This is a genomic window from uncultured Campylobacter sp. (assembly GCF_937959485.1).
Classification (GTDB): domain Bacteria; phylum Campylobacterota; class Campylobacteria; order Campylobacterales; family Campylobacteraceae; genus Campylobacter_B.
This window is the reverse complement of record NZ_CALGPY010000006.1, coordinates 79,935-103,455: the sequence shown is the minus strand read 5'-3', so window position 1 is coordinate 103,455 and position 23,521 is coordinate 79,935. Positions and strand designations below refer to the sequence as shown.

General features: G+C 50.9%; 22 protein-coding genes and 2 pseudogenes. 11 read left to right on the top strand and 13 right to left on the bottom strand.

Going from position 1 to position 23,521, the window contains the following annotated elements; genetic code table 11:
- Positions 1 to 27 precede the first annotated feature (27 nt).
- From Q0380_RS05405 to Q0380_RS05380, 6 genes are all read left to right on the top strand, one after another.
- Positions 28 to 414 (top strand): hypothetical protein, encoded by a 387-nt coding sequence (locus Q0380_RS05405; RefSeq protein WP_298961092.1) that lies wholly within the window; start codon positions 28 to 30, stop codon positions 412 to 414.
- 20 nt (positions 415 to 434) lie between these two features.
- The gene (locus Q0380_RS05400; protein WP_298961089.1) at positions 435 to 1,562 is read left to right on the top strand and encodes a cation diffusion facilitator family transporter; all 1,128 of its coding nucleotides are present in this window, start codon (positions 435 to 437) and stop codon (positions 1,560 to 1,562) included.
- A 206-nt stretch (positions 1,563 to 1,768) separates the two neighbouring features.
- Positions 1,769 to 3,361 (top strand): ABC-F family ATP-binding cassette domain-containing protein, encoded by a 1,593-nt coding sequence (locus Q0380_RS05395; RefSeq protein WP_298961086.1) that lies wholly within the window; start codon positions 1,769 to 1,771, stop codon positions 3,359 to 3,361.
- Complete coding sequence (thiS, locus tag Q0380_RS05390; RefSeq protein WP_297946360.1) at positions 3,354 to 3,557, top strand: sulfur carrier protein ThiS; 204 nt, start codon at positions 3,354 to 3,356, stop codon at positions 3,555 to 3,557. The genes Q0380_RS05395 and thiS overlap by 8 nt, the downstream gene beginning before the upstream one ends.
- 980 nt (positions 3,558 to 4,537) lie before the next feature.
- Positions 4,538 to 5,332: a sulfur carrier protein ThiS adenylyltransferase ThiF gene (thiF, locus tag Q0380_RS05385; RefSeq protein ID WP_298961082.1), complete on the top strand. Its 795-nt coding sequence runs from the start codon at positions 4,538 to 4,540 to the stop codon at positions 5,330 to 5,332.
- Between the two features lie 274 nt (positions 5,333 to 5,606).
- Positions 5,607 to 6,368: a thiazole synthase gene (locus tag Q0380_RS05380; RefSeq protein ID WP_298961080.1), complete on the top strand. Its 762-nt coding sequence runs from the start codon at positions 5,607 to 5,609 to the stop codon at positions 6,366 to 6,368.
- A gap of 577 nt (positions 6,369 to 6,945) precedes the next feature.
- Here the strand turns inward: Q0380_RS05380 and Q0380_RS05375 are convergent.
- A complete protein-coding gene (locus Q0380_RS05375) occupies positions 6,946 to 7,563 on the bottom strand; it encodes a tetratricopeptide repeat protein (RefSeq protein WP_298961078.1) in 618 nt (205 codons plus the stop codon).
- Positions 7,564 to 7,863: 300 nt separating this feature from the next.
- Here Q0380_RS05375 and thiH point away from each other — a divergent pair, with 300 nt between their 5' ends.
- The 4 genes from thiH (at position 7,864) to Q0380_RS05355 (ending at position 11,981) form a co-directional block, all read left to right on the top strand.
- Positions 7,864 to 8,997, top strand: coding sequence for a 2-iminoacetate synthase ThiH (gene thiH, locus Q0380_RS05370; protein ID WP_298961075.1), 1,134 nt, complete (start codon positions 7,864 to 7,866; stop codon positions 8,995 to 8,997).
- Positions 8,990 to 9,547: a hypothetical protein gene (locus Q0380_RS05365; protein WP_298961072.1), complete on the top strand. Its 558-nt coding sequence runs from the start codon at positions 8,990 to 8,992 to the stop codon at positions 9,545 to 9,547. The genes thiH and Q0380_RS05365 overlap by 8 nt, the downstream gene beginning before the upstream one ends.
- A 12-nt stretch (positions 9,548 to 9,559) precedes the next feature.
- The gene (locus Q0380_RS05360; protein WP_298961070.1) at positions 9,560 to 10,786 is read left to right on the top strand and encodes a thiamine phosphate synthase; all 1,227 of its coding nucleotides are present in this window, start codon (positions 9,560 to 9,562) and stop codon (positions 10,784 to 10,786) included.
- Between the two features lie 178 nt (positions 10,787 to 10,964).
- Positions 10,965 to 11,981, top strand: a complete 1,017-nt coding sequence (locus Q0380_RS05355; RefSeq protein WP_298961067.1) for a pentapeptide repeat-containing protein — start codon at positions 10,965 to 10,967, stop codon at positions 11,979 to 11,981.
- A gap of 28 nt (positions 11,982 to 12,009) precedes the next feature.
- Here Q0380_RS05355 and Q0380_RS05350 read toward each other — a convergent pair whose 3' ends face one another.
- The 7 genes and pseudogenes from Q0380_RS05350 to Q0380_RS05320 form a co-directional block, all read right to left on the bottom strand.
- Positions 12,010 to 12,867, bottom strand: coding sequence for a DUF3108 domain-containing protein (locus tag Q0380_RS05350; protein ID WP_298961064.1), 858 nt, complete (start codon positions 12,865 to 12,867; stop codon positions 12,010 to 12,012).
- Positions 12,868 to 13,230: 363 nt separating this feature from the next.
- Complete coding sequence (locus tag Q0380_RS05345) at positions 13,231 to 13,362, bottom strand: hypothetical protein (RefSeq protein ID WP_298961061.1); 132 nt, start codon at positions 13,360 to 13,362, stop codon at positions 13,231 to 13,233.
- 115 nt (positions 13,363 to 13,477) lie between these two features.
- Positions 13,478 to 13,730, bottom strand: a pseudogene (locus tag Q0380_RS05340) (helix-hairpin-helix domain-containing protein).
- A gap of 630 nt (positions 13,731 to 14,360) precedes the next feature.
- On the bottom strand, positions 14,361 to 15,047 hold the full coding sequence (gene pyrF / locus Q0380_RS05335) for an orotidine-5'-phosphate decarboxylase (RefSeq protein ID WP_366806633.1): 687 nt from the start codon (positions 15,045 to 15,047) through the stop codon (positions 14,361 to 14,363).
- Between the two features lie 644 nt (positions 15,048 to 15,691).
- Positions 15,692 to 16,066 (bottom strand): annotated as a pseudogene (gene nusB / locus Q0380_RS05330) (transcription antitermination factor NusB); the annotation flags it as partial.
- Position 16,067: 1 nt separating this feature from the next.
- Positions 16,068 to 16,538 carry a 6,7-dimethyl-8-ribityllumazine synthase gene (gene ribH / locus Q0380_RS05325; RefSeq protein WP_298961058.1) on the bottom strand — a complete coding sequence of 157 codons (471 nt, stop codon included), beginning with the start codon at positions 16,536 to 16,538 and terminating at the stop codon, positions 16,068 to 16,070.
- Positions 16,539 to 16,591: 53 nt separating this feature from the next.
- Positions 16,592 to 16,903, bottom strand: a complete 312-nt coding sequence (locus Q0380_RS05320) for an SMR family transporter (protein WP_298961047.1) — start codon at positions 16,901 to 16,903, stop codon at positions 16,592 to 16,594.
- Positions 16,904 to 17,056: 153 nt separating this feature from the next.
- Here Q0380_RS05320 and sodB point away from each other — a divergent pair, with 153 nt between their 5' ends.
- A complete protein-coding gene (gene sodB / locus Q0380_RS05315) occupies positions 17,057 to 17,680 on the top strand; it encodes a superoxide dismutase [Fe] (protein WP_298961044.1) in 624 nt (207 codons plus the stop codon).
- Positions 17,681 to 17,986: 306 nt separating this feature from the next.
- Here sodB and Q0380_RS05310 read toward each other — a convergent pair whose 3' ends face one another.
- The 5 genes from Q0380_RS05310 to serS all read right to left on the bottom strand — a co-directional run bounded on the left by Q0380_RS05310 (position 17,987) and on the right by serS (position 23,496).
- The gene (locus Q0380_RS05310) at positions 17,987 to 18,568 is read right to left on the bottom strand and encodes a LysE family translocator (protein ID WP_298961041.1); all 582 of its coding nucleotides are present in this window, start codon (positions 18,566 to 18,568) and stop codon (positions 17,987 to 17,989) included.
- A gap of 524 nt (positions 18,569 to 19,092) precedes the next feature.
- On the bottom strand, positions 19,093 to 20,460 hold the full coding sequence (locus tag Q0380_RS05305; RefSeq protein WP_298961038.1) for a sodium-dependent transporter: 1,368 nt from the start codon (positions 20,458 to 20,460) through the stop codon (positions 19,093 to 19,095).
- A gap of 9 nt (positions 20,461 to 20,469) precedes the next feature.
- A complete protein-coding gene (gene rsfS / locus Q0380_RS05300) occupies positions 20,470 to 21,834 on the bottom strand; it encodes a ribosome silencing factor (RefSeq protein WP_298961035.1) in 1,365 nt (454 codons plus the stop codon).
- On the bottom strand, positions 21,831 to 22,238 hold the full coding sequence (locus tag Q0380_RS05295; RefSeq protein ID WP_298961032.1) for a hypothetical protein: 408 nt from the start codon (positions 22,236 to 22,238) through the stop codon (positions 21,831 to 21,833). Before Q0380_RS05295 ends, rsfS begins: the two co-directional genes overlap by 4 nt.
- 7 nt (positions 22,239 to 22,245) lie before the next feature.
- Positions 22,246 to 23,496 (bottom strand): serine--tRNA ligase, encoded by a 1,251-nt coding sequence (gene serS / locus Q0380_RS05290; protein WP_298961029.1) that lies wholly within the window; start codon positions 23,494 to 23,496, stop codon positions 22,246 to 22,248.
- Positions 23,497 to 23,521: the final 25 nt, after the last annotated feature.

The window sequence follows — 23,521 nt, the reverse complement described above, 5'->3', positions numbered from 1 at the left end:
ATTTCAAATAAAAATAAGGAGATGAAAATGAAAAAATTTATACTCGTCCTGTTCGGCGTATTTATCTGTAGCGCAGCGCTTGCGGAAGATGCCGATGCCGAGCGCTGCAAGGCTTTGGCGGACGCCGTAAATGGGCGCAGTCACCCAGAGACTGAAGATATAAAGTTAGGCGCGGCTACGTGCGAAGGCGATAAATTTATAGTTTCCATGACCCTAAAAAACGTAATTTGGGATAAAGTAGATCCTAAGATCAAGCAAAATTTTGAGAGAGTTTTGTGCGCTGACAGGCAAAAGGACGTATGCGCGACGATGAAAGCGGGCGGTCTAAATCGCATAGGCGTACGAGAATTTCTGCAAAGCGGCGAAAAAATCGCCGATCTGACCTACACGCGCAGCGATTGCGGCTTAGAGTAAAATTTCAAAGGAAATAAGTAATGGAAGTACCTCAAGCGGCGTATAGCAGAGATAAAATCATCGTTCGCACCGGTGCGATCGGTATCGTTTCAAATGTAATTTTAGCGGCATTTAAGGGCGTCGTGGGGCTGATTTCTGGCTCGATCGCGATCGTGCTTGATGCCGTAAATAACCTAAGCGACGCGCTTTCGTCCGTCATTACGATCGTGGGCGTGCATCTTGCTAGCAAGCAACCCGATCGCGCGCATCCCTTCGGGCACGGCAGGATCGAGTATCTAAGCGCGATCGTAATCGCCGTCATCATCCTCTACACCGGCGGCGTCTCGCTCGTTGAATCGATCAAAAAGATCATTCATCCGCAAGCGGCGAATTATAATGCGGTTTCGCTCGTCATCATCGCCGTAGCCGTCGCGGCGAAATTTAGCCTGGGGCTCTATACGCAAAAGACGGGCGAGCGCGTAAATTCCGACTCGCTCATCGCTAGCGGCGTGGACGCCAAATACGATGCGCTCGTGTCGTTAGCCACCCTCGTAGCGGCTTTGATTTCGCTTATTTTCGGGCTGAGCTTGGAAGCGTATCTGGGCGCGATAATTTCGGCACTTCTAATTAAAACGGCGTACGAAATTCTACGCGATACGATCAGCAAGCTTTTGGGTTCGCGTCCGAGCCTGGAGCTGACGAATGAAATTTACGACGTCGTGCGCGGCTTTGAGGGCGTCATAGGCGCGTATGATCTGATGTTTCATGACTACGGGCCCGACAAGATGGTCGGCAGCATCCATATCGAGGTCGCAAGCGATACGACCGCGGCGCAGATCGACGCTCTTACGCGCCGCATCCAAAACGCCGTTTTTGCGAAATTTAATATCATCCTAGACACCGTAGGAATTTACGCGTTTAATAAAAACGATCCGCGCGCCGCCGAGATCCGCGAACATATCAAGCAGATGGCGCTATCGCACGAGTTCGTTTCGCAGATACATGGATTTTATCTCGATGAGCCGAAACACTCGATTAGCTTCGACGTCATCGTCGATTTCGCAGCGCCAGACATGGAGGCGACGTTTCGCGCGGTCTGTAAGCAGGTACGCGCCGCGTATCCGAACTACACGCTCATCATCACTCGCGATAGCGATTACAGCGGCTAAAATTTAAATTGCTCTAGCGGTTTAAATTTAATCGCGCCGGCTCGCCCCTTCGGCGAAATTTCAGAATTTTAAGCTACAATAGGAGAAATTTATCGCAGTTCCGCGCGGCGCAAATGCCGCAATAAACCGCGAGATAAAATTTGCGCGCAAAACCTGGCAAAAGCCCGCGCGCAAGGCAATGCAAATAGAAATTTAAAAGGAAAAATATGGTTGAAATCAAAGATCTAACGATGCGCTTCGGCAAACAACTGCTTTTTGAAAACGTAAATTTAAGCCTCGATAAGGGCAGGCGCTACGGTCTCATCGGCGCAAACGGCGCGGGCAAATCGACGCTGCTTAAAATTTTAAGCGGGCAGATTGAAGCAAGCAGCGGCGAAATTTTGATCCAAAGCGGGCTTAAAATCGGCGTTTTGGGGCAGGATCAGTTCGCCTTCGAAAGTTTCAGCGTCAAAGACGCCGTGCTTTACGGTAACAAGCGCCTTTATGACGCCGTGCGCGAAAAGACGCAGCTTTACGAGGCGGGCGAGTTTAACGACGAGATAAACGAGCGCCTCGGCGAGCTTGAGATGATCTGTGCGGAGGAGGATCCCGCCTACGAATACGAAACGCGGATCGAGAAAATTTTAAGTTCGCTGGGGCTGAACGACTTCGATAAAAAGATGAGCGAGATCGAGACGAGCAATAAATTTAAGGTTCTGCTCGCGCAGGTGCTCTTCCCGCGCCCCGACGTGCTGTTTTTGGACGAGCCGACCAATAACCTCGATATCGACGCCATTTCGTGGCTTGAGTTTGAGCTAAATCGCCACACCGGCACGCTCGTAGTCATCAGCCACGACCGCCACTTCTTAAACCGCGTCTGCACGGACATCCTCGACGTCGATTTTAGGCGGGTACGCGAATTTAGCGGTAATTACGACGACTGGTTCATAGCGTCCAATCTCACCCTCAAACAGGCGCAGTTCGAGCGCGAGAAAAAGCTCAAAGAGAAGGCGGAGCTTGAAAAATTTATCGCTCGTTTTAGCGCCAACGCAAGCAAAGCAAAGCAGGCCACGAGCCGTCAAAAACAGCTCGACAAACTCGATCTTAGCGAGCTTGCGACCTCTTCGCGCAGAGAGCCTAGCATTTTATTCAAGCCCGCGCGCGAGATCGGCAATGAAATTTTAGAGCTAAGCGGCGTGGATATGAGCTTCGGCGAGATTGAAATTCTGAAAAATTTTAACCTCAAGCTCGCTCACGGCGATAAGATCGGCATCATCGGGCGAAACGGCGTGGGCAAAAGCACGCTTTGCAAGATCATCATGGGCGAGCTCGCGCCGCAGCGCGGCAAGGTACACATGGGCGCCACGATCGAGCCTGGGTACTTCGCGCAGGATACGAATAATAAAATTTCAGGCGAGCTCAAGCTCTACGAATATCTACAAAGTCCGCAGAATAGGGATCTGGATGAAATTCGCAAATGCCTTGGACGTATGCTTTTTAGCGGCGCGGAGCAGGAGAAAAGCGTGGGCAGCCTAAGCGGCGGCGAGAAACACCGCGTGATGCTAAGCAAGCTAATGCTGCAACGCCCGAACCTGCTGGTGCTAGATGAGCCCAACAACCACCTTGATCTTGAAGCGATCATCGCGCTTGGCGAGGCGCTGTATAACTTCGCGGGCTGCGCGATCTGCGTGAGCCACGACCGCGAGCTCATCGACGCGTTTGCAAATAGAATTTTGCACCTCAAAGGAGACGGTGAAATCGTCGATTTTAGGGGCACTTACGAGGAATATCGCGAGAGCTTGGGAGCGAGCGATGATTGAGATCTGCGTAAACGGCGAGCGGCTGCAACTGGCGCAGGATATGAGCGTGAGCGAGTTTTTGCGCCGGCGCGGACACGATCTACGCCTAGTAGCGCTCGAGCGCGACGGCGAAATTTTAAAAAAAGAGGCGTGGGAGCGCACGCAGATCTCAAGCGGCAAAAAATATGAGATCGTCGAGTTCGTAGGCGGCGGCTGAGGTCGGAGCTTCGGGTTATGTTAAATTACGGCAGCCTAGGTTTAAATCTGCGCGAAGGTCGCTAAATTTTAATCGGTATGGCAACACAGCGGCTGGGACTTAAAATTTGCATGCGCGTCGTTAGAATTTTAGGCGATACTGCGGAGCGGAGACATAGCGGCGTTTGGGTTTTTCAATTTATGAGGAAGCCGCGGTGGTCTGGTGCCTGCGGCGAGCTTTTAAATTTTGTAAGCGAATTGAGGCGCGGTAGCCTAACGCAGGAGTTTTAAAATTCGCTCCGCGACGATATAGTTTAAATTTTTATTGCTGCGGCGAAACGTTAATTTGCGTCGCCAGCCGCGGCGGCAGGACGTGGCTTTAAAACTGCATCGGCGCCGTAGGTTTGAGCGTGGGAATTAAAATTTACGCCGAAGTTGCGGGCTTTGAGCGCGAGGTTTTAAAATTTATCCCGAGATCTCTGCCGCCATGCACATTGCGACGCATGCTACGACGTACCGCTTTTTCGTCGGTTGGGCTTGAAATTTTAAATTTAGCCGCAGCGCGGGTTTATTCAGGCGTTTAGCGGCTTTCAAGTTCGGCGGATCGCTTTAGCGCTTTGCGACTTTAAATTTAACCGATAAGCGGGGGATTAATGCGCTAAATTTGGCGGATTTAGCTTGCGCTGCGCGTTCTGTACGGAGTTCATACAGCGCCTCCCGTATTAGCCGAATGCAATGCGTGCATGAGGCTAAATATTACGCGTTAAAAGCACGATAAAATTTTTAGATCAAAATCACGTGCGATGCGCTCGGTACGCCCCGCGTGCATCGCAACTCGCGCCAAGCGTTTGCGCAGCGCGTCTTAGCTGCGTAGATCTCTACCGCGATCGCGTCGCAATACCGCAAATGCGCGCTATGTTCGCGCAGATATGAGGCGCCGCGCGCTAAATCCGAATTTGCGCGATAAATTTAGACGGCAAAAAGATAAAATTTAGGATCAAAATGCAGATAAAACTAAACGGCAAAGCTTACGAAACGGGCGCGAGCGATCTTGAGGGGCTGAAGCGCGAAGTTAAATTTAGCGGCGAGATCGCCGTGATAAACGGCTATGCGAGCGCGCAAAACTGCGCGCTAAAGGCGGGAGATGATCTCTTTTTGCTCGCGCGCGGCGCGGAGCTATCGCCGCAGGAGCTTCGCGAGCTGATGCTTGCTCGTAACGCTCCCGCCGTAAACGAGGCGCTGCAAGGCTCGCGCGTGGCGATCTGCGGGCTCGGTGGGCTCGGCTCCAACGTCGCGATCCTGCTTGCGCGCGCGGGCGTGGGCGAGCTCTTTTTGATCGACTTCGACGTCGTCGAGCCGACCAACCTGAACCGCCAGCAGTACGAGATCGGCGATCTTTACAAGCCCAAAACGGCCGCTCTGCGCGAAAAAATCGCGCGCATAAACCCGTTTGTGCGCGTGCGAACCTTAAACGAGCGACTTACCGCGCACAACGTAGCCGAAATTTTAAAAAACGAGCGTATAATTTGCGAGTGCTTCGACGACGCGGCGGCGAAAGCGATGATTTTTGGCGCATTCGGCGGTACGGATCGCTTTTTGATCTGCGCTAGCGGTATGGCGGGTAGCGGCGATGCCAACGAGATCCGCACGATGCGGTTCGGCAAAAACGTCTTCGTCTGCGGCGACCGCAAAAGCGCCGCAGCTCAGGGCGTGGGGCTGCTCGCTCCGCGCGTGGCGATCTGCGCGGCACATCAGGCAAACGTCGCGCTTAGGCTGATTTTGGGCGAGGAGGGCTAGGCTAGGTCGCTTATCGCGCGCCTGCATTTCTAAATTTACGCGCTTTTATTTATTTCGCTGCTAAATTTAGGCTTTGCGCGATTATTTTTGAAAAGTATAGAGCGTTTCGGCGGCATACAGCGCGTTTTTAAGACGGCGTGAAATTTACCACGCGCCGCGTAAATTTAGCCGCGTCGTATAAATTTAAAGTCGTTGCTCCGGCATAAAATTTTAAACAGCACTTTGAAATTTTGCACCGTATGTGAAAACGAAAATTTAAACTAAAGAGGATAGAATGGACGATAAACTGATCTTAGGCGGCAAGGAGTTTAGCTCGCGCCTGATAATGGGCTCTGGCAAGTTTGATCACGCGATGATAGACGCCTGCGTGCGGCACGCGGGCTGCGAGATCGTCACGCTCGCGCTGCGCCGCGTGAACGAAAGCAAGAGCCGCAATATCTTGGATTTCATCCCCGGCGGCGTCACGCTGCTGCCGAACACCAGCGGCGCGCGAAACGCAGAGGAAGCGCTGCGGATCGCACGGCTTGCGCGTGAGCTGGGCTGCGGCGACTTCGTAAAGATCGAGATCATAGGCGACAGCAAATACCTTCTGCCCGACAACGCTGAGACGATCAAGGCCTGCGAGGCCCTAGCGCGCGAGGATTTCGTGCCGCTTGCCTATATGCACGCCGATCTGTGCGTCGCGCGCGATCTGGTAAGCGCAGGGGCTGCCGCCGTGATGCCGCTAGCAGCGCCGATCGGCTCCAACCGCGGGCTGATGATGCGCGGGATGATCGAAATTTTGCTTGGCGAAATCGACGTGCCGATCATCGTAGATGCGGGGCTCGGCGCGCCTAGCGAGGCCTGCGAGGCGATGCAGATGGGCTGCGCCGCGGTGATGGTAAATACGGCGATCGCCACGAGCGGGGATCTGGCGCTGATGGCGCGGGCGTTTGCGCTCGGCGTGCAGGCAGGGCGCGATGCCTATCTGGCGGGGCTCGGTGCCGTTTGCGAAACAGCCTGCGCAAGCTCGCCGCTAACGGGATTTTTGAGGTAGCAGTTAAGATTTTAAACGCGCTTGGTTGCGCGAGCCGTGTTTTTTGCGTGGAATTTGTATTTCTTGGATTTGTACGGATACATATCGCGCAAGCTCGGCGTGGCAGCCGATAGACACGACGTGAAATTTTAAAATTTCACGTCGTGCAAATTTGCGTACAAAAGGCATGTAGAGCGTGCTGCGCGGCTTGCGATACCGCTACTAGTAGCGCGTAGATTTTACAAATCCCGCTTGCAATGTAGCGCGTCGTCGCAAGATACACAGCGCGCCGTTTTGCACGAAAGGCGGTAACGTAGAGCTCGCGAGCTTGAACGAGCTTGAAATCGCGCCCGCTCTTGGCGCAAAAGTGCCACCGCAATTAGCGAAGAATTTTAAATTTTACGCAGATGAAATTTATTATAGTGCAAGCTCATTGTAGCTTCGGCGCTTTAGCACGCGAATAAATTTTCGGTGCGATCCGCACACCCGCGCTTTTTAGGCAAAGCGGGCGCATTAAATTTAGCGTGCAAGGCGATGAAATTTTAAAATTTCATCGCGCCAAGTAGCCTGATCGAGAGAAACCCGATCGATCAGCGGGCTATTTTAGTATGTCGTATTTGTCGCAGTATTTCCGTAAATAGTCTTTTTCATGGTCTAATGACGGCGAGTCCTTTTTGCCCAGCTCGTAGGCTTTTTGATAGTATTGCGCCGCTCTTACTCTGTCGCCACCTGCTTCAAGGACTGAAGCGAAATTCCCGCACGCTACCCAGCTTCCCGCATCGCAAGCTCTCCTAAAATATCCCATAGCCCGCGTCATATCTCTTTTTACCCCTTTGTCATGTGTATACATATAACCTAAATTGCTGCAGCCGTCTACAACCCCGCCGTCGCAAGCTTTATTATATAGTTCGATAGCCTTTTTATAGTCTTTTTTTACCCCTTCGCCATCTTCATACATTGCTCCCAAATCCGAGCAAATCATATAAACATTTCCATCGCAAGCTTTTTTGTAATAATAAAGCACTTTTTTATAGTCCCTATCGGATGAGTTCCCCCCAAATTTGGTCGGAAGTTTATAAAAAGCGCCGGCGTCACCGCAAGCTTCAAGATTGCCTGCTTTGCATTTTTGCTCATATTGTTTTCTTAGCGATTGAAATTGCGTTTCGCCGAAAGCCAAAGATCCCAACAGAGCCAAACCTAAGATAATTTTTTTCATTTTTTCTCCTTTAAAATTTTTCGTATTACCTCATTTTTCGTAGTCAGATATTGTCAATTTACATAGCTAAAATTTTATTCGCCTCCTCGATTTAAGAAATTTCGCAGAATTATATCCCCCCCTTAACAATCACTAAAATTTAAAATGCAAATAGACACCCCTCATTTTGCAATTTTTTACCTAAATCCTGCTAAAATGCGCTTCTAAACCAAACGAAAAGAAACTTTGCGACGCCTAAATTTACACGCAAAAACGCGCCGCGTGGAATTTAAATGAAAATTTAAAAGGAAAATTTTAAAGATGATGGGAACCGGCTATCTAGCGGGCATGGAAGATATCGGAAGCGAGATAATGCAGGGCACGCTTGCCCTGCGCGAGGGCTTTTGCGAGGAGGCGAGCGAGGCTGACGTGCAAAGGGCGATCAGCGCGAAAAACAGAGGTCTGCGCGATTTTGCGGCGCTACTAAGCGTGCGCGCAGGCGAGCATTTGGAGCAGATCGCGCAAGCCGCAGCGCGCGAGAAGGCGGCGCATTTCGGCAGCAACGTTGCCGTTTTCACGCCGATTTACATTTCAAACTACTGCGACAATCTCTGTGTTTACTGCGGCTTTAACTGCAAAAACAAAATCGCGCGCGCAAGGCTTGATGAAGCGCAGCTAAAGGCGGAGTTTGAGGCGATAGCGGAGAGCGGACTAGAAGAAATCTTAATCCTCACGGGCGAGAGCGAGAAAAACAGCCCTGTGCGCTACATCGGGCGCGCCTGCGAGCTCGCACGGCAGTATTTTAAGGTGATCGGCGTCGAAATTTATCCGCTAAACTCCGCCGATTACGCCTATCTGCACGCTTGTGGCGTCGATTTCGTCACCGTTTTTCAAGAAACCTACGATCCCACGCGCTACGCGCAGCTGCATCTTGCGGGCAACAAGCGCGTTTTTGCGTATCGCTTCGCAGCTCAAGAGCGCGCTATTAGAGGCGGTATGCGCGGCGTGGGCTTTGCGGCGCTTTTGGGGCTCGGGGATTTCCGCCGCGATGCCTTTGCCACGGGCGTGCACGCGTGGCTGCTTCAGCGCAAGTACCCGCGCGCCGAGATTGCCTTTTCGGTGCCGCGCCTGCGCCCGATCATCAATAACGACAAAATAAACCCGAAGGACGTCGGTGAGCGCGAGCTGCTGCAGGTGATGTGTGCGTATCGGCTGCTGCTGCCAAGTGCGCAGATCACGATTTCAACGCGCGAGAGGGCGGGCTTCCGCGACAATGCGATTAGGATCGCGGCGAGCAAAATTTCGGCAGGCGTAAGCGTCGGTATCGGCGGGCACAGCGAGCAGAGGGGCGACGAGCAGTTCGAGATCAGCGATGCGCGCAGCGTAAGCGAGGTCTGCGAGGCGATCCGTGCAGGCGGGCTGCAGCCGTTGATGAGCGAGTATATCTATGTGTGAGGCGCGAAATTTTGCCGCGTGTGTGGATGAAATTTGCGGCGTTAGACGCGAGATTTGCAGCGTCAGGCTCGAGGGCGGATTTCGCGCTACTCGGCGCAGAAGTAAAATTTGTAGCGTAAAATACGACGCCGAATTTTACAGCGCCGCACGCCGTGATAAAATTTTTGGCACCGCGTTAGCGGGTGCGGGAAATTTTGAGTTACAAAATGCGCGTGTAAATTTAAGACCTTGGAACACATACGCGGATTTAAAATTTAAGGGCAGCGCAAATTCCAAGCCCGAGGGCGACTTAAATTCTAAATTTAAAAACGGCGCGAGCTTCGGGTTCCTATGCGGCGGCAACGCGAGGTTGCTAAAATCGAGAAGCTGGGCGAATGCTTTGAGCCTTAGCGCTGCGGCGGAAATTTCAGTCCTTGTTTCGGCGGGCGAAATTTTGAAATATGGCGTGACGGCGGGGATTTCGGCGCTCGCCCTAGCAAGTAAAATTTTAATCCCTAGTATCGCAGGCAAAATTTTAAATTTGAGCGCGGCGCACGGATATTGGGCCTAAAGGAGCGGGCGGATGCTAGATTTAGAGCTTGCTTCGCGCATTACGATCATCACAAATCGCGCGCTCTGCGGTGGCGAGGCGGCGCTGCTTGCGCGCATAGCGGATTTTGCTGCGGCAGGCGTAGGCGAGATCGTCGTGCGCGAAAAGGATTTAGACGAAGCGGCCTATGCGACGCTGTTTGGTAAAATTTTACTCGCCTGCAAGAGCGGGTTTTGTGCGGATACAGCTTGTGCGGGCGGGATTTTTGCAGATGAGGCTCGTGCCGCTAAATTTAGTGAAACCCAAGCTTTTGCGGACGGATTAGACGTAAGCGCGGCCTACGCGGATAAAATTTCGCTCTACGAGCGCAACGAGGACAAAATTTTATTAAAAAAGCTCCATTTAGGCGGAAGCAAAAGCGAGCTTTGCGCGGATACGGCCTGCAAGCACGCCGCTACGGATAAAATCCAGTCTAAAAATTTAGCTTGTGTTTTAGAGGAAATTTCATCTAAAAATTTTACCGGCGCTGCAAATCGCGCGAATGATAGCGCGCCTAGTGAAATTTCGCTTCGCGGCGCTGCAAGCGAAACAAAACTAGCGGCAGAAAGCGTACGGAGCGCAGAAAATGCGGAAAGTATGCGGAGTGCGCAAAGTAAAGAAAATGCGAATGATGTGCATAGTGCAAAAAATGCGGGGAGTGCGTGGAGCGCGCAGTACACGGAAAGCTCGGAAAGTATAGAGGGCGTAGAAAATTCACAGAGCGTGAAAGAGGCGGAAAACTCGCAGAGTGCGAAGGGCGCGCAGAGCACAGAGAGTGCAAGGCGTCTGCCTGCGATCTTTGTGCATAATTTTGCAGATTTTGCACTGCGGGCGGGCGAGAGAAATTTATGGCTGCCGCTCGGGGTTTTGCGGAGCTTCAGCGCGGTGCGCGGCACGGAGTTTTTGCGCGCAAATTTCAAAAAATTGGTCGCTTCCTGCCACAGCGAGGCGGAGGCGCGCGAGGCGCTGGAGCTGGGCGCGAACGCGATCTGCCTGAGCCACATCTTCGCGACCGATTGCAAGGCGGGGCTCGCGCCGAAGGGGCTAAATTTGATCCGCGCCGTGCGTGGGTTTTACGACGGCGAGATTTACGCGCTCGGCGGCATAACGCTGCGCAATTTTGCCGTCGTTCTACGCGCGGGAGCCGACAGGATCGCCGTTATGAGCTCTGCGATGGCTGCGCGGGACGCGAGCGATTTCATAAGAAAATTTAAGAAATGAATCGATCCAAAAACGCGGTTTGTTTCCGTTGCCGCGCCATTGCTGCCGTAATTGCACTGTATGCGGCGCGATGCAAAACACATTTTAAATAAAATCAAAAATGCGCGAAACAAGCGCGATTTATTGCGATTTAAGCCTAAAGTTATAAAATACGAGCGTTTAAGCTTAAGGATATTTTTTGGATAAAGTGCTGCTTGAGGAATCTAAAAAGCCTCTAAATGAACGACGTCGGGCTTTCAAGCAAAAGCTTCGAAAAGGCGCTAGCGCCGACATCTTTGACAATGCGGATTTAAGCGATGCAACGGATCGCAGATCATTAAATTTAAACGATGCAAATTTGAGTAGCAAAAACTTTAAAAATACGAATTTTGATCAAACAGATCCCAAACCGCAAGCCGATTATCTTTGCGGCGCAAATTTTCGAGATACAAATTTAAAAAGCACGAATTTAAACTCACAAGCCGAGGTAAAATTTCAAAATTTAAACCCGGGCGGTGTTTCATCGCGGGGCGCTAAAACTCGAGATTACGATAAAGAGCCGTTGGTCATCAAAGACTATATGCCGATCGTAAATATTATAGCTATAGTAGCGTTGCTTTGTTTTGCCATGTTTATAAATTTAGTATCTAACATCCCCTATGATAGAAAAGTTGCAAATATTTTGCTCACTGCACCTTTGGTTGCTAGGGCTCTTAAGGGTTTTTCGCAGCATTACGGAAGGAAATTTATATTTTTAAACTCAAGCATAAAATGTATAAAATCAGGCGAGCAGCTTGTAATGAAATTTGATGATATTTTATATTTTAAAAAGACTTTCGCACTTGTTTATGAAAGCGAGACACGAAAATATACGGAAACGGAAAGAATTATAGGAAAAACCTGTCTTGCCATATACATACTCGCTTATATTTATGGTGCGATATTTGATGACTCCATGATAGTTTTCATAATGTTATTCTGCTGCATGGGAGCGGTCATCTTTCTTTTTATACCGCAAATGATTTTTCATCTATTTAAGGGCGGCTTATTTTCATGTAGGTTTGTCGATGCTTTAATTATAGACGCGCTTTACAATAAATTTTTTATATTTATACCCACTAATAAAGAATATAACGAGCTTAAAAAATATATGAAATCAAAATTTAATAAAGACCTAGACGCGCCGAATTATCTTTTAAGAGTTAAAAATTTTTAACTCAGGCATTTTTCGAATTTACGAAGTCTCATTCCACGAGCCGCGCGCGGATGTCGCCGAAGAGCAGCACGTCCTTCAAAACGGCGCGATCGGCGTAACCACGCTCGTTTAGGCTCAGGTGCAGCTCGCCTCGGCTGCTCGAGAATATCGGCTGGTTGATGAAAACCACGTAGATCGCTGCAGCCTGCTTATCTGCGCCCGCGCCGTGCCCTTTAAAATTTACGTCCGTTGTGCCGGTTTTCGTATCTGCTCCGCTAGAGCTTGCGCTTGCTGCTGCGCCGGAGTTTGTATCCGTCTCGCTAGGCAGCGCGACGCCAAGCTCGCTCGCGATATTTGCGGCGGCGCTTCCGCGCGGCCTTTCGATGTCGATCCTTCCGTCGGCGCCTTTTGCGCCCGCGGCTCGGACGAAAAATTTATCGCCCGAGTGCGGGATTTTAGAGAAATTGAAAAACAAACTCAGCAGGTCATTCGTCGCAAAATAGGGCAAAATTTCATCGCTTACGAGCTGCAGCTCGCCGCCCGCGCCCTTGAACTTTTGAAATTTTATCGTTTTGCGCGCATAGTCGAAGGCGTAAGTTTTGCGCTCGTTTTTCGTCGTTTTGCCCTTTTTGCGCGAAACCTCGTGGACATAGAGATCGGGCATCAAAAGCCCCGCCACGACGCGCCCCTTCGAGCGGAAGCTCTCGCGCCTTTGTCCGCTCAGGCTGCCTGCGACGCCCTGCGCAACGGCGTCCATCACGATCTCGTAGCGATCGCCCTGCCGCACGAGCCGCGTATTTGCGCTGCCGACTGCGCCGAAAACGCCAAACGAAATCTCATATTTCGCGCTGATCGTCTCGCCCAAAAGCGCGCTCGCGCACAAAATCAAAGTAGCAAAAAATTTCATCCCTATCGTCCTTTCGCTTTGCGGCGCTCCAATTATATGACGCCCGTTAAATTTACGCTCTTTGCGCCGCTTTATCGCATTGTGCTCGCAAAGCTCGCGCGGGAATCTGCGCCGCGTTTGTAAAATTTACCATAAAAAGCAAAACTCGCGCCGCCTATTTCATTTTCTCCATAGCGTGATTATTGAATATCAACTGCCACTCCTTGCCGTCGTGAAAGGCCGCGCCGTGCCCGCCTAAAGACACCGACTGTCGCCGCTTTTATATTTACGACGCATATACGGCTCGGCGCGCGCTTGCCAGAAATCGGACGATTTTATATTTCGTACAGGCCGCTTAGTCGCAAAGCGTGCCTGTGAATAAAATCAAAATTTCATATTGCGGCTATGTTTGTACTTTGCGCTAGCTGCTACGCCGCGCCCGTTAAATTTACGCTCTGCGCGCCGCTTTATCGCATTGTGTTCGTAAAGCTCGCGCATAAAATTTACGCCGTTCATTGCGCTTGCTAGCTTGCGCTTCCGTGAGGCGCCGTTTCGTGCCGCAAATACAGCACGTCGATCGTTAGCAAATCCGCCCAAATTCAAACGGCTCGCGCGGGTTAAATTTGAAAATTTAGTCCTTCCAAAGCCACCATTTCAGCTTGGCTTTGTCGGGACGAGGCGTGCTGGCGTAGTAGCTGGCCTCGGTAAACATAGAGGATGCACCTGTCGTTGCCGCGCCCGAGGGCCTTTGTGCGTTCAAACATCTCGTCCGGATCCGCGCCCTTTAGCGAAGCGATGCCCTCGTAGCCTAGCGCCAACAGATCTGATTCGGTCGCCTCGCCGACATATGGGATTTTCTTAAAATCACTCGCGCCTTTACTCAAATTTTACTCCGATCTTCATTCAAATTTCGCCAGGCTCGCCATTTGGATAAAATTTTAAAACCCCTTGAGAGTGCGGAATTTCAAAATTTCACTCTTGTGAGGCAAATTTTAAAATTTTATCCACGCGGTGCGAAAAATTTTTAAAATTTTATCTCGCCGCCGGGCCACCGCTGCGCTTATGCGCGCCGCTTTTTAGTGTTAAGACGTCCGCCGCCGCGCTCATTATCGGAAATTTTATCCGCAAGCTAGCAGGGAGCTTGGGCGCGGTAAAGTTTAAACGTTTTTAATCCCAAACGGAGTAAATTTACGCTTCCGCCTTGCGCCAAATGCAAAAATCTGATGCGTTTGTTTCGAACTTCAACGGGATGGAATTCTACTCATGCCGCTTTCGCCCAAAATGAGCTCAAAAAAGCGTTTCAATTCCCAACGGGATGGAATTCTACTTGCCGCCGTAAAAGGGCAAGAATTTGCGGTACAGATGTTTCAATTCCCAACGGATTTTGTAAAAAGATGACGACGGCGCTTCGACGTCATCCGAGCCGCCTTTGTGCGATGATTTAATTAAAATTTCTTTCGCGCTAAAACCATGTTTAAAATAATTTTTCACCAAATTCTACGCAGGCTCGAGCGCTAAATTTGACCTAAAATCCGTTCGCAAATTTCGCGAGGATCGGCGCTTTGATAGATCGGCCGACCTACCACGATAAAATCAGCTCCCGCCTCGCGCGCGACGCCCAGATCCGCCACTCGCTTTTGATCTGCCGCACTCTCGCCAAACGGCCGTACGCCCGGGCAGAGCGTGATAAAATTTGCACTCGTGGCGTCCTTTATCAGGCGGCTCTCGAACGCCGAGCAGACCATGCCGTCAAGCCCCGCTTCGTAGCTCATCACGCCAAATTTTCGCACGGCGTCGCTTAAATTTTGCTCGTAAACCGCACTAAATTCCATCTCGTCAAAGCTAGTTAGCGCAGAGACTGCAAGCACCAGCGGACGCGAAGCTAGCCTGTCCAGTCGCTCCATCACGGTAGCCATCGCGCGCTTGCCGCTGCTTGCATGCACATTTATCATGTCGACGCTGAGTCTGGCGATCTCCTCGGCGGCATCAGCCATCGTATTTGGGATGTCGTAGAGCTTTAGATCGAGAAAAATTTTAAAATTTCCAAGCTTTTTTAGCTCCCCTATAAAACCCGCTCCGTCACGCAAATAGGCTCGCAAGCCCACTTTTAGCCAAATTTTATCCGCAAAATCCGCAAGTCCCTCCGCTAACTGTAAGCACTGCTGCTTCGAGCCCAGATCAAGCGCGACGCAGAGCTTCACCGTTTATCCTTACTGCGTACCGCGCCTTTGTTGCCCGCAGGTCTTTTTGAGACGGCGCCTCTGCCGCCCGCAGATTTTTTCGGCGCGATAGAGCTTTTGCGCCCCGCGCTACTTTTGGGCGCAGTATTTTTACCCGAAGCACTCTTTTTCGGCGCCGCATTTTTGCTTACCTTGAAATTTCTATCAGCGCCCTCTCTTTTCGGCGCGGCGTCTTTTCCTCGTTCGCTCGCCTTAAAATTTTTACTTCGCTTGCCCGTTTTGAAATTTTTGCCCGTTTTCTCCGTCTTGAATTTATCTCCGGTCTTGAAATTTCCCTCCGTTTTAAATTTTTTGCTCGCGGCGGATTTTTTGGCGGGCGCACTGCGAGTTTTCAAATTAGCGGGCTTTTTAGACGGTCTGCTTCTGCTTGCCGTAGAATTTTTCGGCGTGCTGCTCCTCTTTGCCTTGGTAAAATTTTTCGTCTCGTCGTCCATATCTGCGGGGATGAAATTTTTCGCCGCAACGTTGCTGTCTGAAATAGCGGAGTTTTTCGCCGCAGCGGGCTTGAAATTTTCGCTTGTCGCTGTGGATAGCTCGGAATTTACGCTTGTCGCCGTATTCGGCTTGGAAATTTTATCCGCCGCGATGTTTACGGGGCTATCTTTTAGCGCGTCCAGCACGCCGTTTATAAATCTTGGCGAGATGCCAAGCTCCTTGGCGGAGTTGATCGCTTCGTTGATGACGATGCCCGCGTCCGTGTCTGTAAAGCGCAACTCATACGCCCCGAGCCGCAGTATCGCGCGCTCCAGAGCCGAAATTTCGGCGAGCTTGAATTCCTTTAAATTTTCGTCTATCAGCGCATCGACCGTGGCGAGATTTTCGCTAGCGCCGCGCAGAAGCGCCAGCGTCCAGTTGCGCTGCTCGTTGCGAATGCGCTTTTCCTCCAGATATTCGTCCGCAAAGTCCTCGCCGCCGCCGTTCATATCCCGGGAGTAAAGCAGCGAGATCGCAGCGAGCCTGGCTTGGTGTCTAGTGGCCATTTTAAGCCTTTATGTTGCGAAATAGACTTAGAAGCTCGATCGCGCCACTCATCGCTTCAAAGCCCTTGTTACCGGCCTTTGCGCCTGCTCGCTCGATCGCTTGCTCGATATTATCAGTAGTCAGCACGCCGAAAGTTACGGGAGCGCCGTATTTTAGCATGGTGCTCGCGATGCCTTTGCTTACCTCGGCGCTTACGTAGTCAAAATGTGGTGTAGAGCCGCGGATAACCGCGCCTAGGCAGACGACGGCGTCGTAGAGCTTGGAAGATAGCGCCTTTTCAAGCGCGATCGGGATCTCAAAAGCGCCAGGAACAAGCATCAGGCTTAAATTTTCCTCCTTGCCGCCGTGGCGCAAAAACGCATCGTGCGCCCCTTCGACTAGGCGATCGGTGATGATGTGGTTGAAGCGGGCGTTGATGATTAGAATTTTTTCGCTGCCTTTAAGAGCAAGCGAGCCTTCGATGATTTTCATGATTTTCCTTTGCGTTAAATTTAGCGCTAAGCTTAGCTAAATTCGCCAAAATTCTAAATTAATTTAAACATCACGGCGCTTGAAATTATGAGAAATAAGAGGGGCGCTTTGTGCGCAGAAATTTTCTCGCGGTGGATGAATACGCCTAGGATCACAGCGCCGATCGTGCCGAGCCCCGTGTATAGGATGTATGCGAGCGCCGCGCCGACGTATTTTAAAGCAAGCATAAATATAAAAAAGCTCGCAATTACGCAGGTGGCGGTTAGTATCCAATCGTACGCACTAGCAGCGTGCTTAAGTCCGTAAGCCCAGCCGCATTCAAAAAACGCTCCGATGAGGATGAAAACAAAGCCTTTGGTGTTCATAAACCGCCTAAATTTTAAATTTGAAGCGCTATTATAACAGGAGCGAGCTTAGATTGAAATTCATCTTAAAATTAATCCTAAATAATAAATTTTATTAATCATTTAGAAATTTTAGGTTATAATCGCTTAAAAATTCATTTCAAGGAGAGAAAGATGTTTAAACTTAGAGAGTTGCCGTTCGATGCGGCGCACAACGCGGTCGTAAGCAAGCAAACCTGTGATTATCACCATGGCAAGCACCACGCTACTTACGTGGCAAATTTAAATAAACTTACCGAATCGGGCGAGTTTGCAGGCAAGGGGCTTTACGAGATCGTAACGGCGGCTAACGGCGGGCTTTTTAACAACGCAGCGCAGGTTTACAACCACGATTTTTACTGGGATTGCATCGCAAAGCCTAGCGAGCCGTCTGCGGAGCTAAAATCGGCGCTAGCGGAAAATTTTGCGGATTTTAAAAGCGAGTTTTTGGCTGCCGCTACGGCGCATTTCGGCTCGGGCTGGGTGTGGCTCGCTTACGATCCGAAATCGGGCAAGCTTTGCATCAAAGCGACCCAAAATGCCGCTACGCCGGTGACCGAAGGGCTCGTGCCGCTTCTAGTCGTGGACGTTTGGGAGCACGCGTATTACATCGACGAGTACAATGCGCGCCCGAAATATCTGGAGAAATTCTACGCAGGCATCAACTGGGAGTTCGTCTCAAGCGCCTACGAATGGGCTAAAAAAGAGGGTCTCGGCTCTGTGAAATTTTATATAGACGAGCTTCACGGCAGAGATTAAATTTTAAAATTTAAGCGGATGCGGCGCGAACGGATGCGGTGATGCTTCACAAAGCCAACGCGACGTCCGTTCGCTTGCGGATAAGAATCATCGCCCGCAAATCGCTTAGACGCACCGCAAGCGACCCTAGACGATAATCGCTGCGGCGCTTACTGCACGCAACCGATCGCTTAAAATTTTAATTCAGAGCTAGCGGCTAAATTTTAAGAGCTTTTCTTGAGATTTAGCCGTAGCAATACCGCTTTTCAATCTATCTTTTAAATTTAAAATTTCATCAAAACTCGAGCGCTAAATTTAATCAAAATTTTAGCCCAAAATCATCCAAAGCCCGATCGCACACATCAGCACCGAGCAGAAAATTTCGAGGTATTTCAGGTGGGTTTTCAGAAGATTTTTTAGCACCGCTCCGCCTAGCGCGTAGATGCTAAGGCAGATGCTTTCGCTTACGCACAGCGTAGCGACGAGGGCGAAGGTGCGCGCGCCGAAAAGATTGTCCGCGTCCAAAAACGGCGGAAAGAGCGCGGTAAAAAATATCCACGCCTTGGGGTTTGAGACCGCGACTACGAGGCCTTGGAAGAAGATATTTTCGCTGCGTTTTTGTTTTTGCAGCTTAAAATTTCCGCGCGCTAAAAAGGTCGCGACGCCCAGATAGAAAATATACGCGCCGCCTAAAATTTTAATCGCGCTAAGCGCCGCAGGGTGCGCAAGCAGAATACCCGCGACGCCGAATACACACGCAAGCGCCACGGCTGCAACGCCCAGCACCTGCGCCAGCAACGCAGGCAGCGCCCCAAGATAGCCGCGCGCGATGCCGAGATTTAGCGCATAGGTCATGTTGATGCCTGGCATCAGCGATATCGGAAAGATCGTAAGGAAAAACAAAAGCATTGCAAACCTCTAAATTGCGGCTAAATTTTAAATTTATCGCGCGCCTGTCGCGGAAATTTTAAGGTGCCGCGGCGAGTGAAATTTTAAAATTCCGCCGCGCACTTTTGCGCTTGTCATCACGCTTGCACGGCGCGCGTAGATAAAATTTTAAAATTCTGACGTCCGCTTCGCTAGACGCGTCAAAGCTTTCTATGGGGCGGGAAGGGGGCTTGAATTGCGAGGTCGCTCCCCTTCCCGCCCCAAACCCCACCTAACCCCCGACGACGCTTTACAAGGGGCAGGCTACGCCTGCGCTGAATTTATATTATAACTGCGGTGCAGTGTCTCGCACCTAGTCGCAGGACCGCCGTGCCGCAAGTTTCAATACAATGTGCCGCACTGCGTAAAAGCTCACGCCGCAGCGTATGCAACGGAACGAATGAAATTTTAAAATTCTATCGCGCCTTGGCATAAAATATATTGCGGCGAAGTGAGCCGCACCGCCGCGGGCAAATTTAAAATTTAAAACTCTCGCGGTTTTAAATTTAGCCGAAAATCCCGTATCCGAAGATCACCGCGATGATCAGCGGCAGGATAAATTTGACGTACAAAAACCAAACTCCCGCGAGCCGCGCGCTTAGATCGCCTTCGTTGGTGAGCTCGTAGATCGCATCCTTTTTCAGCACCCAGCCCACGTAGATGCAGCACAGAAGCGCCGTTAGCACGAAAAAGACGTTCGCGCTTACGAAGTCGAAGGCATCGAAAACCGAGCGCCCTAGAATTTTAACGTCCGCAAGCACGCTGCTTGAGAGTATGCAGGGCAGGTTGCCGAGCACGAAGACGCCGCCGAGCGTTAAATTTACCGCCTTTAACGTTGAAAAGCCGAAGCGCTCCTCGACGAAATTTATGATGACCTGATAGATCGTGATCGATGTCGTAAGTGCGGCGATGAGTAAAATCGAGAGAAAGACCACCGCGACGGCGTTGCCGAACGGCATATGCGAAAACGCGATCGGAAGGCTTTTAAAAACCAGCGACGAGCCGCTGCTCGGCTCAAGCCCTGCGCTAAAGAGCGATGGGAAGATCATAAAGCCCGCAAGCACGGCGATGAGGGTGTTTACGACTGCGGTGATGGTGGCTGTTTGCATCAGCTTCTCGTCTTTATTAAGGAAGCTCGACAGCGTGATCATCACGCCGAATCCGAGCGAGAGCGCGAAAAAGACCTGTCCCAAAACGTCGATCAAAAGCTTAGGCGTGATCTTTGCAAAATCAACGCTGAGGTAAAATTTCACGCCCTCCTTTGCCCCTTCAAGCGTTAAATTTGTAAGGATCACTGCGATGAAGCATAAAAATAGCGCGGGCATTAGAAATTTTACGAATTTTTCAATCCCCTCGATGATGCCGTTTTTCAAAATGTACCAGTTGATCGCTATGAAAACGATCGTGTAGCCGCCGACGCTAAGCGGGCTATTTTCGATGTGATCTGCGTAGAATTTCTGCGTAAATGCGGGGTCGGTGATCCGCGCGGAGAGGTCGAAGTTGCCGCTTACGATGTTTACGATATAGGTTAGCACCCAGCCGCCGAGAACCATATAGTAGGCTAAAATTCCAAACGCACCGATTACGCCCATGATGCCTACGATCTTCCATGCCGGCTTTATGCGCGAGCCGTCCTTTTTAGGCGCTGCGAAGGCATCGACGCAGTTTCTTAGCGCGCGGCGTCCGATGACGTTTTCTACCAAGATCATCGGGATTCCAAGCACGATCATCGCGATGCAAAATATGAGCACGTAGGCGCCGCCGCCGTTTTGCCCGACTAAATACGGAAACCGCCACGTGCAGCCAAAGCCGATCGTGGCGCCTGCGACGGTTAAGATATATGTGAGCTTGCTGCTCCAGGTCTGTCTCGGCACGCTCCCTCCTTAAAATTGCTCTTTTTTGAGCTTGTCGAGGAAGTCCTCGATATTGTATTTGGCGCGGTAAGCCTCGCTGATGAGATGGACTATGATGTCGCCGAGATCGACGACGCTCCACTCATCGCCGCTTTCGATAGCCAAAAACTCCTCGCCGAGCGGCTTGAGCACGCTTTTTAGCTCCTCGATGAGCGAGGCTGCGTGGCGGGCGGTCAGCATAGTGGCGATAACTACGAATTTCGCGATATATTCGCGCCCCTCCATATCGATGATCTGGACGTCTTCGGCTTTCTTTTCGTTTAAAATTTCGGCGATCTTTTCTGCCCTTTGCTTTGGATCTTGCATATCTTTCCTTTTATAAAATTTTATGACCTCTGCTGCGATCTTGGGCGGGATTTCGCCTTTGAAATCTCGCCTAAAACCGCTTGAGCTCGCATCTACGGCAATCTCGATCCGCCTTAGGCCCGCCCACTGCCGCGGGATCTCGTAGCCGGGCCTCGTAAGCACGATAAACTCCGCCAATTTCTGCAGTTCGCTAAAATCTCGCCATTTATGAAGCTCGGCCATGTTGTCGGCACCCACGACGATGTAGAGCTTTGGTGCGGTGTCTGCGCCGCTCGCATTATCCGCGTCATTTACGCCGCCTGTGTCACCGGCACTATTTGCGCTACCCACGAAATTCGCGTCATCTGTATCAGCCATGCAATTTGCATTACCGCTTGGAATTTTGTTTACATTTGAAATTTCGTCTCCAACGGCACTTGAGGCTTTGACGAAGCTTGAAATTTTGCCTGTGACGGCGTTTAAAATTTCACTCTCGACAGCACCTGGAATTTTGACAACGTCTGAAATTTCGTTCCTGACAGCACATGAAATTTCATCTGTTACTGTAATTTCGCTTGCATTTGAAATTTCATTTCGGGCAGCGCTCGGAATTTTGCTTGCGCTCGAAATTTTATCCCCGACGGAGTTTGAAATTTCTCTCATGACGGCGCCGGACGCTCTGCTTGAAGCGGCGCTTGAAATTTTATCCGCGCTTTGGGTTTCGCTCGTCGCGGCTGCCGTCTCTGCCGCGATTTTGCTGTTTCCGCCGTATTTTTCGAGCAGAAATTTCACGCTTTGTATCGTGGGTACCGGGCGGTTTTGCGAAATTTCATAATCGCTTATCTCCACGCCCGGGGCGTCGTTCCACAGCGCGCGGCACCATCTGAGCCGCAGCTGCGGAGGCGCCGAAAAACTCTTTTTAAACGGGTTTAGAAACGACGGCATTATGATCAGCAAGTCGGGCTTCAGGCTGGATAAGATCGCCTTCACCGCGGCGTCGTGTCCTGCATGCGGCGGATCGAAACTGCCGCCGAAAAGCGCGATCTTCACGCGCCCGCTCCGCGCCGTTTCGCGCCGCAAAATTCCGCTTCGCCAAATTTTGTTGCAAAAAATCCTGCGTTTTGCAGCGCGATAAATTTAAAGGGCGTGGCGGCGTAAAGGCTATGACTGCGTCGTAGCCCTTTTGCGGCGGCAAATTTTAAAAGCGCGCCGCCGCGGAATTTTACCCCGCCAAATTTCACTTTGCTAAATTTCATTTTAAGCTCTGAATTTGGCGTCTGGAGCTTTATCTCGTGAAATTTCGTGCCGTACAATTCTGCCGCGCGAGTTAAAAAATCCGTCTCGCGCAATCTAGCTTCATAAAATTTAACGCCGCGCTTTCTAAATTTTATCGCGCAAAATCCAGCGGTTGCGAAGCGGGCGTTAGAATTTGGGTTTTTGTAAGGCTTTCGCACGGGCCGCCTACATATATTTTTCTAAAACGCGTGGGATTTCGATGCTGCCGTCCTTGCGCTGGTAGTTTTCCATCACCGCGATCAGCGTGCGACCGACCGCGAGCGAGGAGCCGTTTAGCGTGTGAACGAGGCTATTTTTCTTGCCGTCCTTGAAGCGAATCTTGGCTCTGCGCGCCTGAAAATCGCGACAGTTGCTGATCGAGCTGATCTCTCTGTATTGGTTCTGCCCTGGCAGCCAAACCTCCAAATCCACGGTCTTTGCGGCGCTAAAGCCAAGATCGCCGCTGCAAAGCAGCATGTGTCTGTGTGGAAGGCCAAGGCTAGCTAGCAGATCACTCGCGCATGAAATCATCTCCTCAAGCATCTTTGCGCTATCCTCTGGGCGCGTGATTGCGACGAGCTCGACCTTTTCGAACTGGTGTTGGCGGATCATGCCGCGCGTATCGCGCCCCGCCGAGCCCGCTTCCTTGCGAAAGCAGTGGCTGTAGCTGGTGAGCTTGATCGGCAGCTCCTCGCTGCGTAAAATTTCATCGTTGAAGAGATTCGTCGCCGTAACCTCGCTCGTAGGGATGAGGTAGAGGTTTTGCTCCTCGTCGTCAACGCGGTAGAGGTCGTCTTTAAATTTAGGCAGCTGACCCGTGCCGTAGAGGATCTGATCGCGCACCAAAAACGGCATATTTACGAGCTCGAAGCCGCGCGAGTTGTTAAATTCGATCATGTAATTGATGAGAGCCATATTCAGTTTTGCGCCCAACCCGCGGATCGCGGTAAAGCGGCTGCCGCTGAGTTTGACGCCGCGCTCGAAATCAAGCCATCTCAGCCCCTCGCCGAGCTCGAAGTGCTGCTTGGGCGCGAAGTCGAACGTGCGCGGATCAAGCACCTTTTTGATACAGACGTTTTCGCTCTCATCCGCGCCAATCGGCACGTCGTCGTCGATGATATTCGGCACGCACGCGGCGATCGCTTCTAGGCTCTGCCCGCGCTCATTTACGAGCTCGCTTAGGCTTTGGATCTTTTGCTTGTTTTCCTCAAGCTGCGATTTTAGCGTGCCTACGTCCTTGCCCTCGCGCGCGGCGAGGCCGAGCTCCTTACTCTTTGCATTTTGCACGGCTTGAAGATTCTCTAACTCCGTCTTTTTAGATTTTAGCTCGTTGTAGGCATCCAGTAGCGATTGCAGAGTTTGCGGCGGGACTTTTTTGGCGATGAGTTTTTTATTAAATTCGTCAAAATTCGTCTCGATAAGTTTTAAATTTATCATTTTCTGCCTCTTTTTGGTAATTTAA

Coding starts and splice junctions, on each gene's coding strand:
- Q0380_RS05380 (WP_298961080.1), top strand. CDS start 5,607: ATGGACGATAAACTGATCTTAGGCGGCAAGGAGTTTAGCTCGCGCCTG.
- thiH (WP_298961075.1), top strand. CDS start 7,864: ATGATGGGAACCGGCTATCTAGCGGGCATGGAAGATATCGGAAGCGAG.
- ribH (WP_298961058.1), bottom strand. CDS start 16,538: ATGAAAATCATCGAAGGCTCGCTTGCTCTTAAAGGCAGCGAAAAAATT.
- serS (WP_298961029.1), bottom strand. CDS start 23,496: ATGATAAATTTAAAACTTATCGAGACGAATTTTGACGAATTTAATAAA.
- Q0380_RS05360 (WP_298961070.1), top strand. CDS start 9,560: ATGCTAGATTTAGAGCTTGCTTCGCGCATTACGATCATCACAAATCGC.
- sodB (WP_298961044.1), top strand. CDS start 17,057: ATGTTTAAACTTAGAGAGTTGCCGTTCGATGCGGCGCACAACGCGGTC.
- Q0380_RS05345 (WP_298961061.1), bottom strand. CDS start 13,362: ATGAACGGCGTAAATTTTATGCGCGAGCTTTACGAACACAATGCGATA.
- Q0380_RS05365 (WP_298961072.1), top strand. CDS start 8,990: ATGTGTGAGGCGCGAAATTTTGCCGCGTGTGTGGATGAAATTTGCGGC.
- Q0380_RS05320 (WP_298961047.1), bottom strand. CDS start 16,903: ATGAACACCAAAGGCTTTGTTTTCATCCTCATCGGAGCGTTTTTTGAA.
- Q0380_RS05310 (WP_298961041.1), bottom strand. CDS start 18,568: ATGCTTTTGTTTTTCCTTACGATCTTTCCGATATCGCTGATGCCAGGC.
- Q0380_RS05375 (WP_298961078.1), bottom strand. CDS start 7,563: ATGAAAAAAATTATCTTAGGTTTGGCTCTGTTGGGATCTTTGGCTTTC.
- thiS (WP_297946360.1), top strand. CDS start 3,354: ATGATTGAGATCTGCGTAAACGGCGAGCGGCTGCAACTGGCGCAGGAT.
- Q0380_RS05405 (WP_298961092.1), top strand. CDS start 28: ATGAAAAAATTTATACTCGTCCTGTTCGGCGTATTTATCTGTAGCGCA.
- Q0380_RS05350 (WP_298961064.1), bottom strand. CDS start 12,867: ATGAAATTTTTTGCTACTTTGATTTTGTGCGCGAGCGCGCTTTTGGGC.
- Q0380_RS05400 (WP_298961089.1), top strand. CDS start 435: ATGGAAGTACCTCAAGCGGCGTATAGCAGAGATAAAATCATCGTTCGC.
- Q0380_RS05395 (WP_298961086.1), top strand. CDS start 1,769: ATGGTTGAAATCAAAGATCTAACGATGCGCTTCGGCAAACAACTGCTT.
- thiF (WP_298961082.1), top strand. CDS start 4,538: ATGCAGATAAAACTAAACGGCAAAGCTTACGAAACGGGCGCGAGCGAT.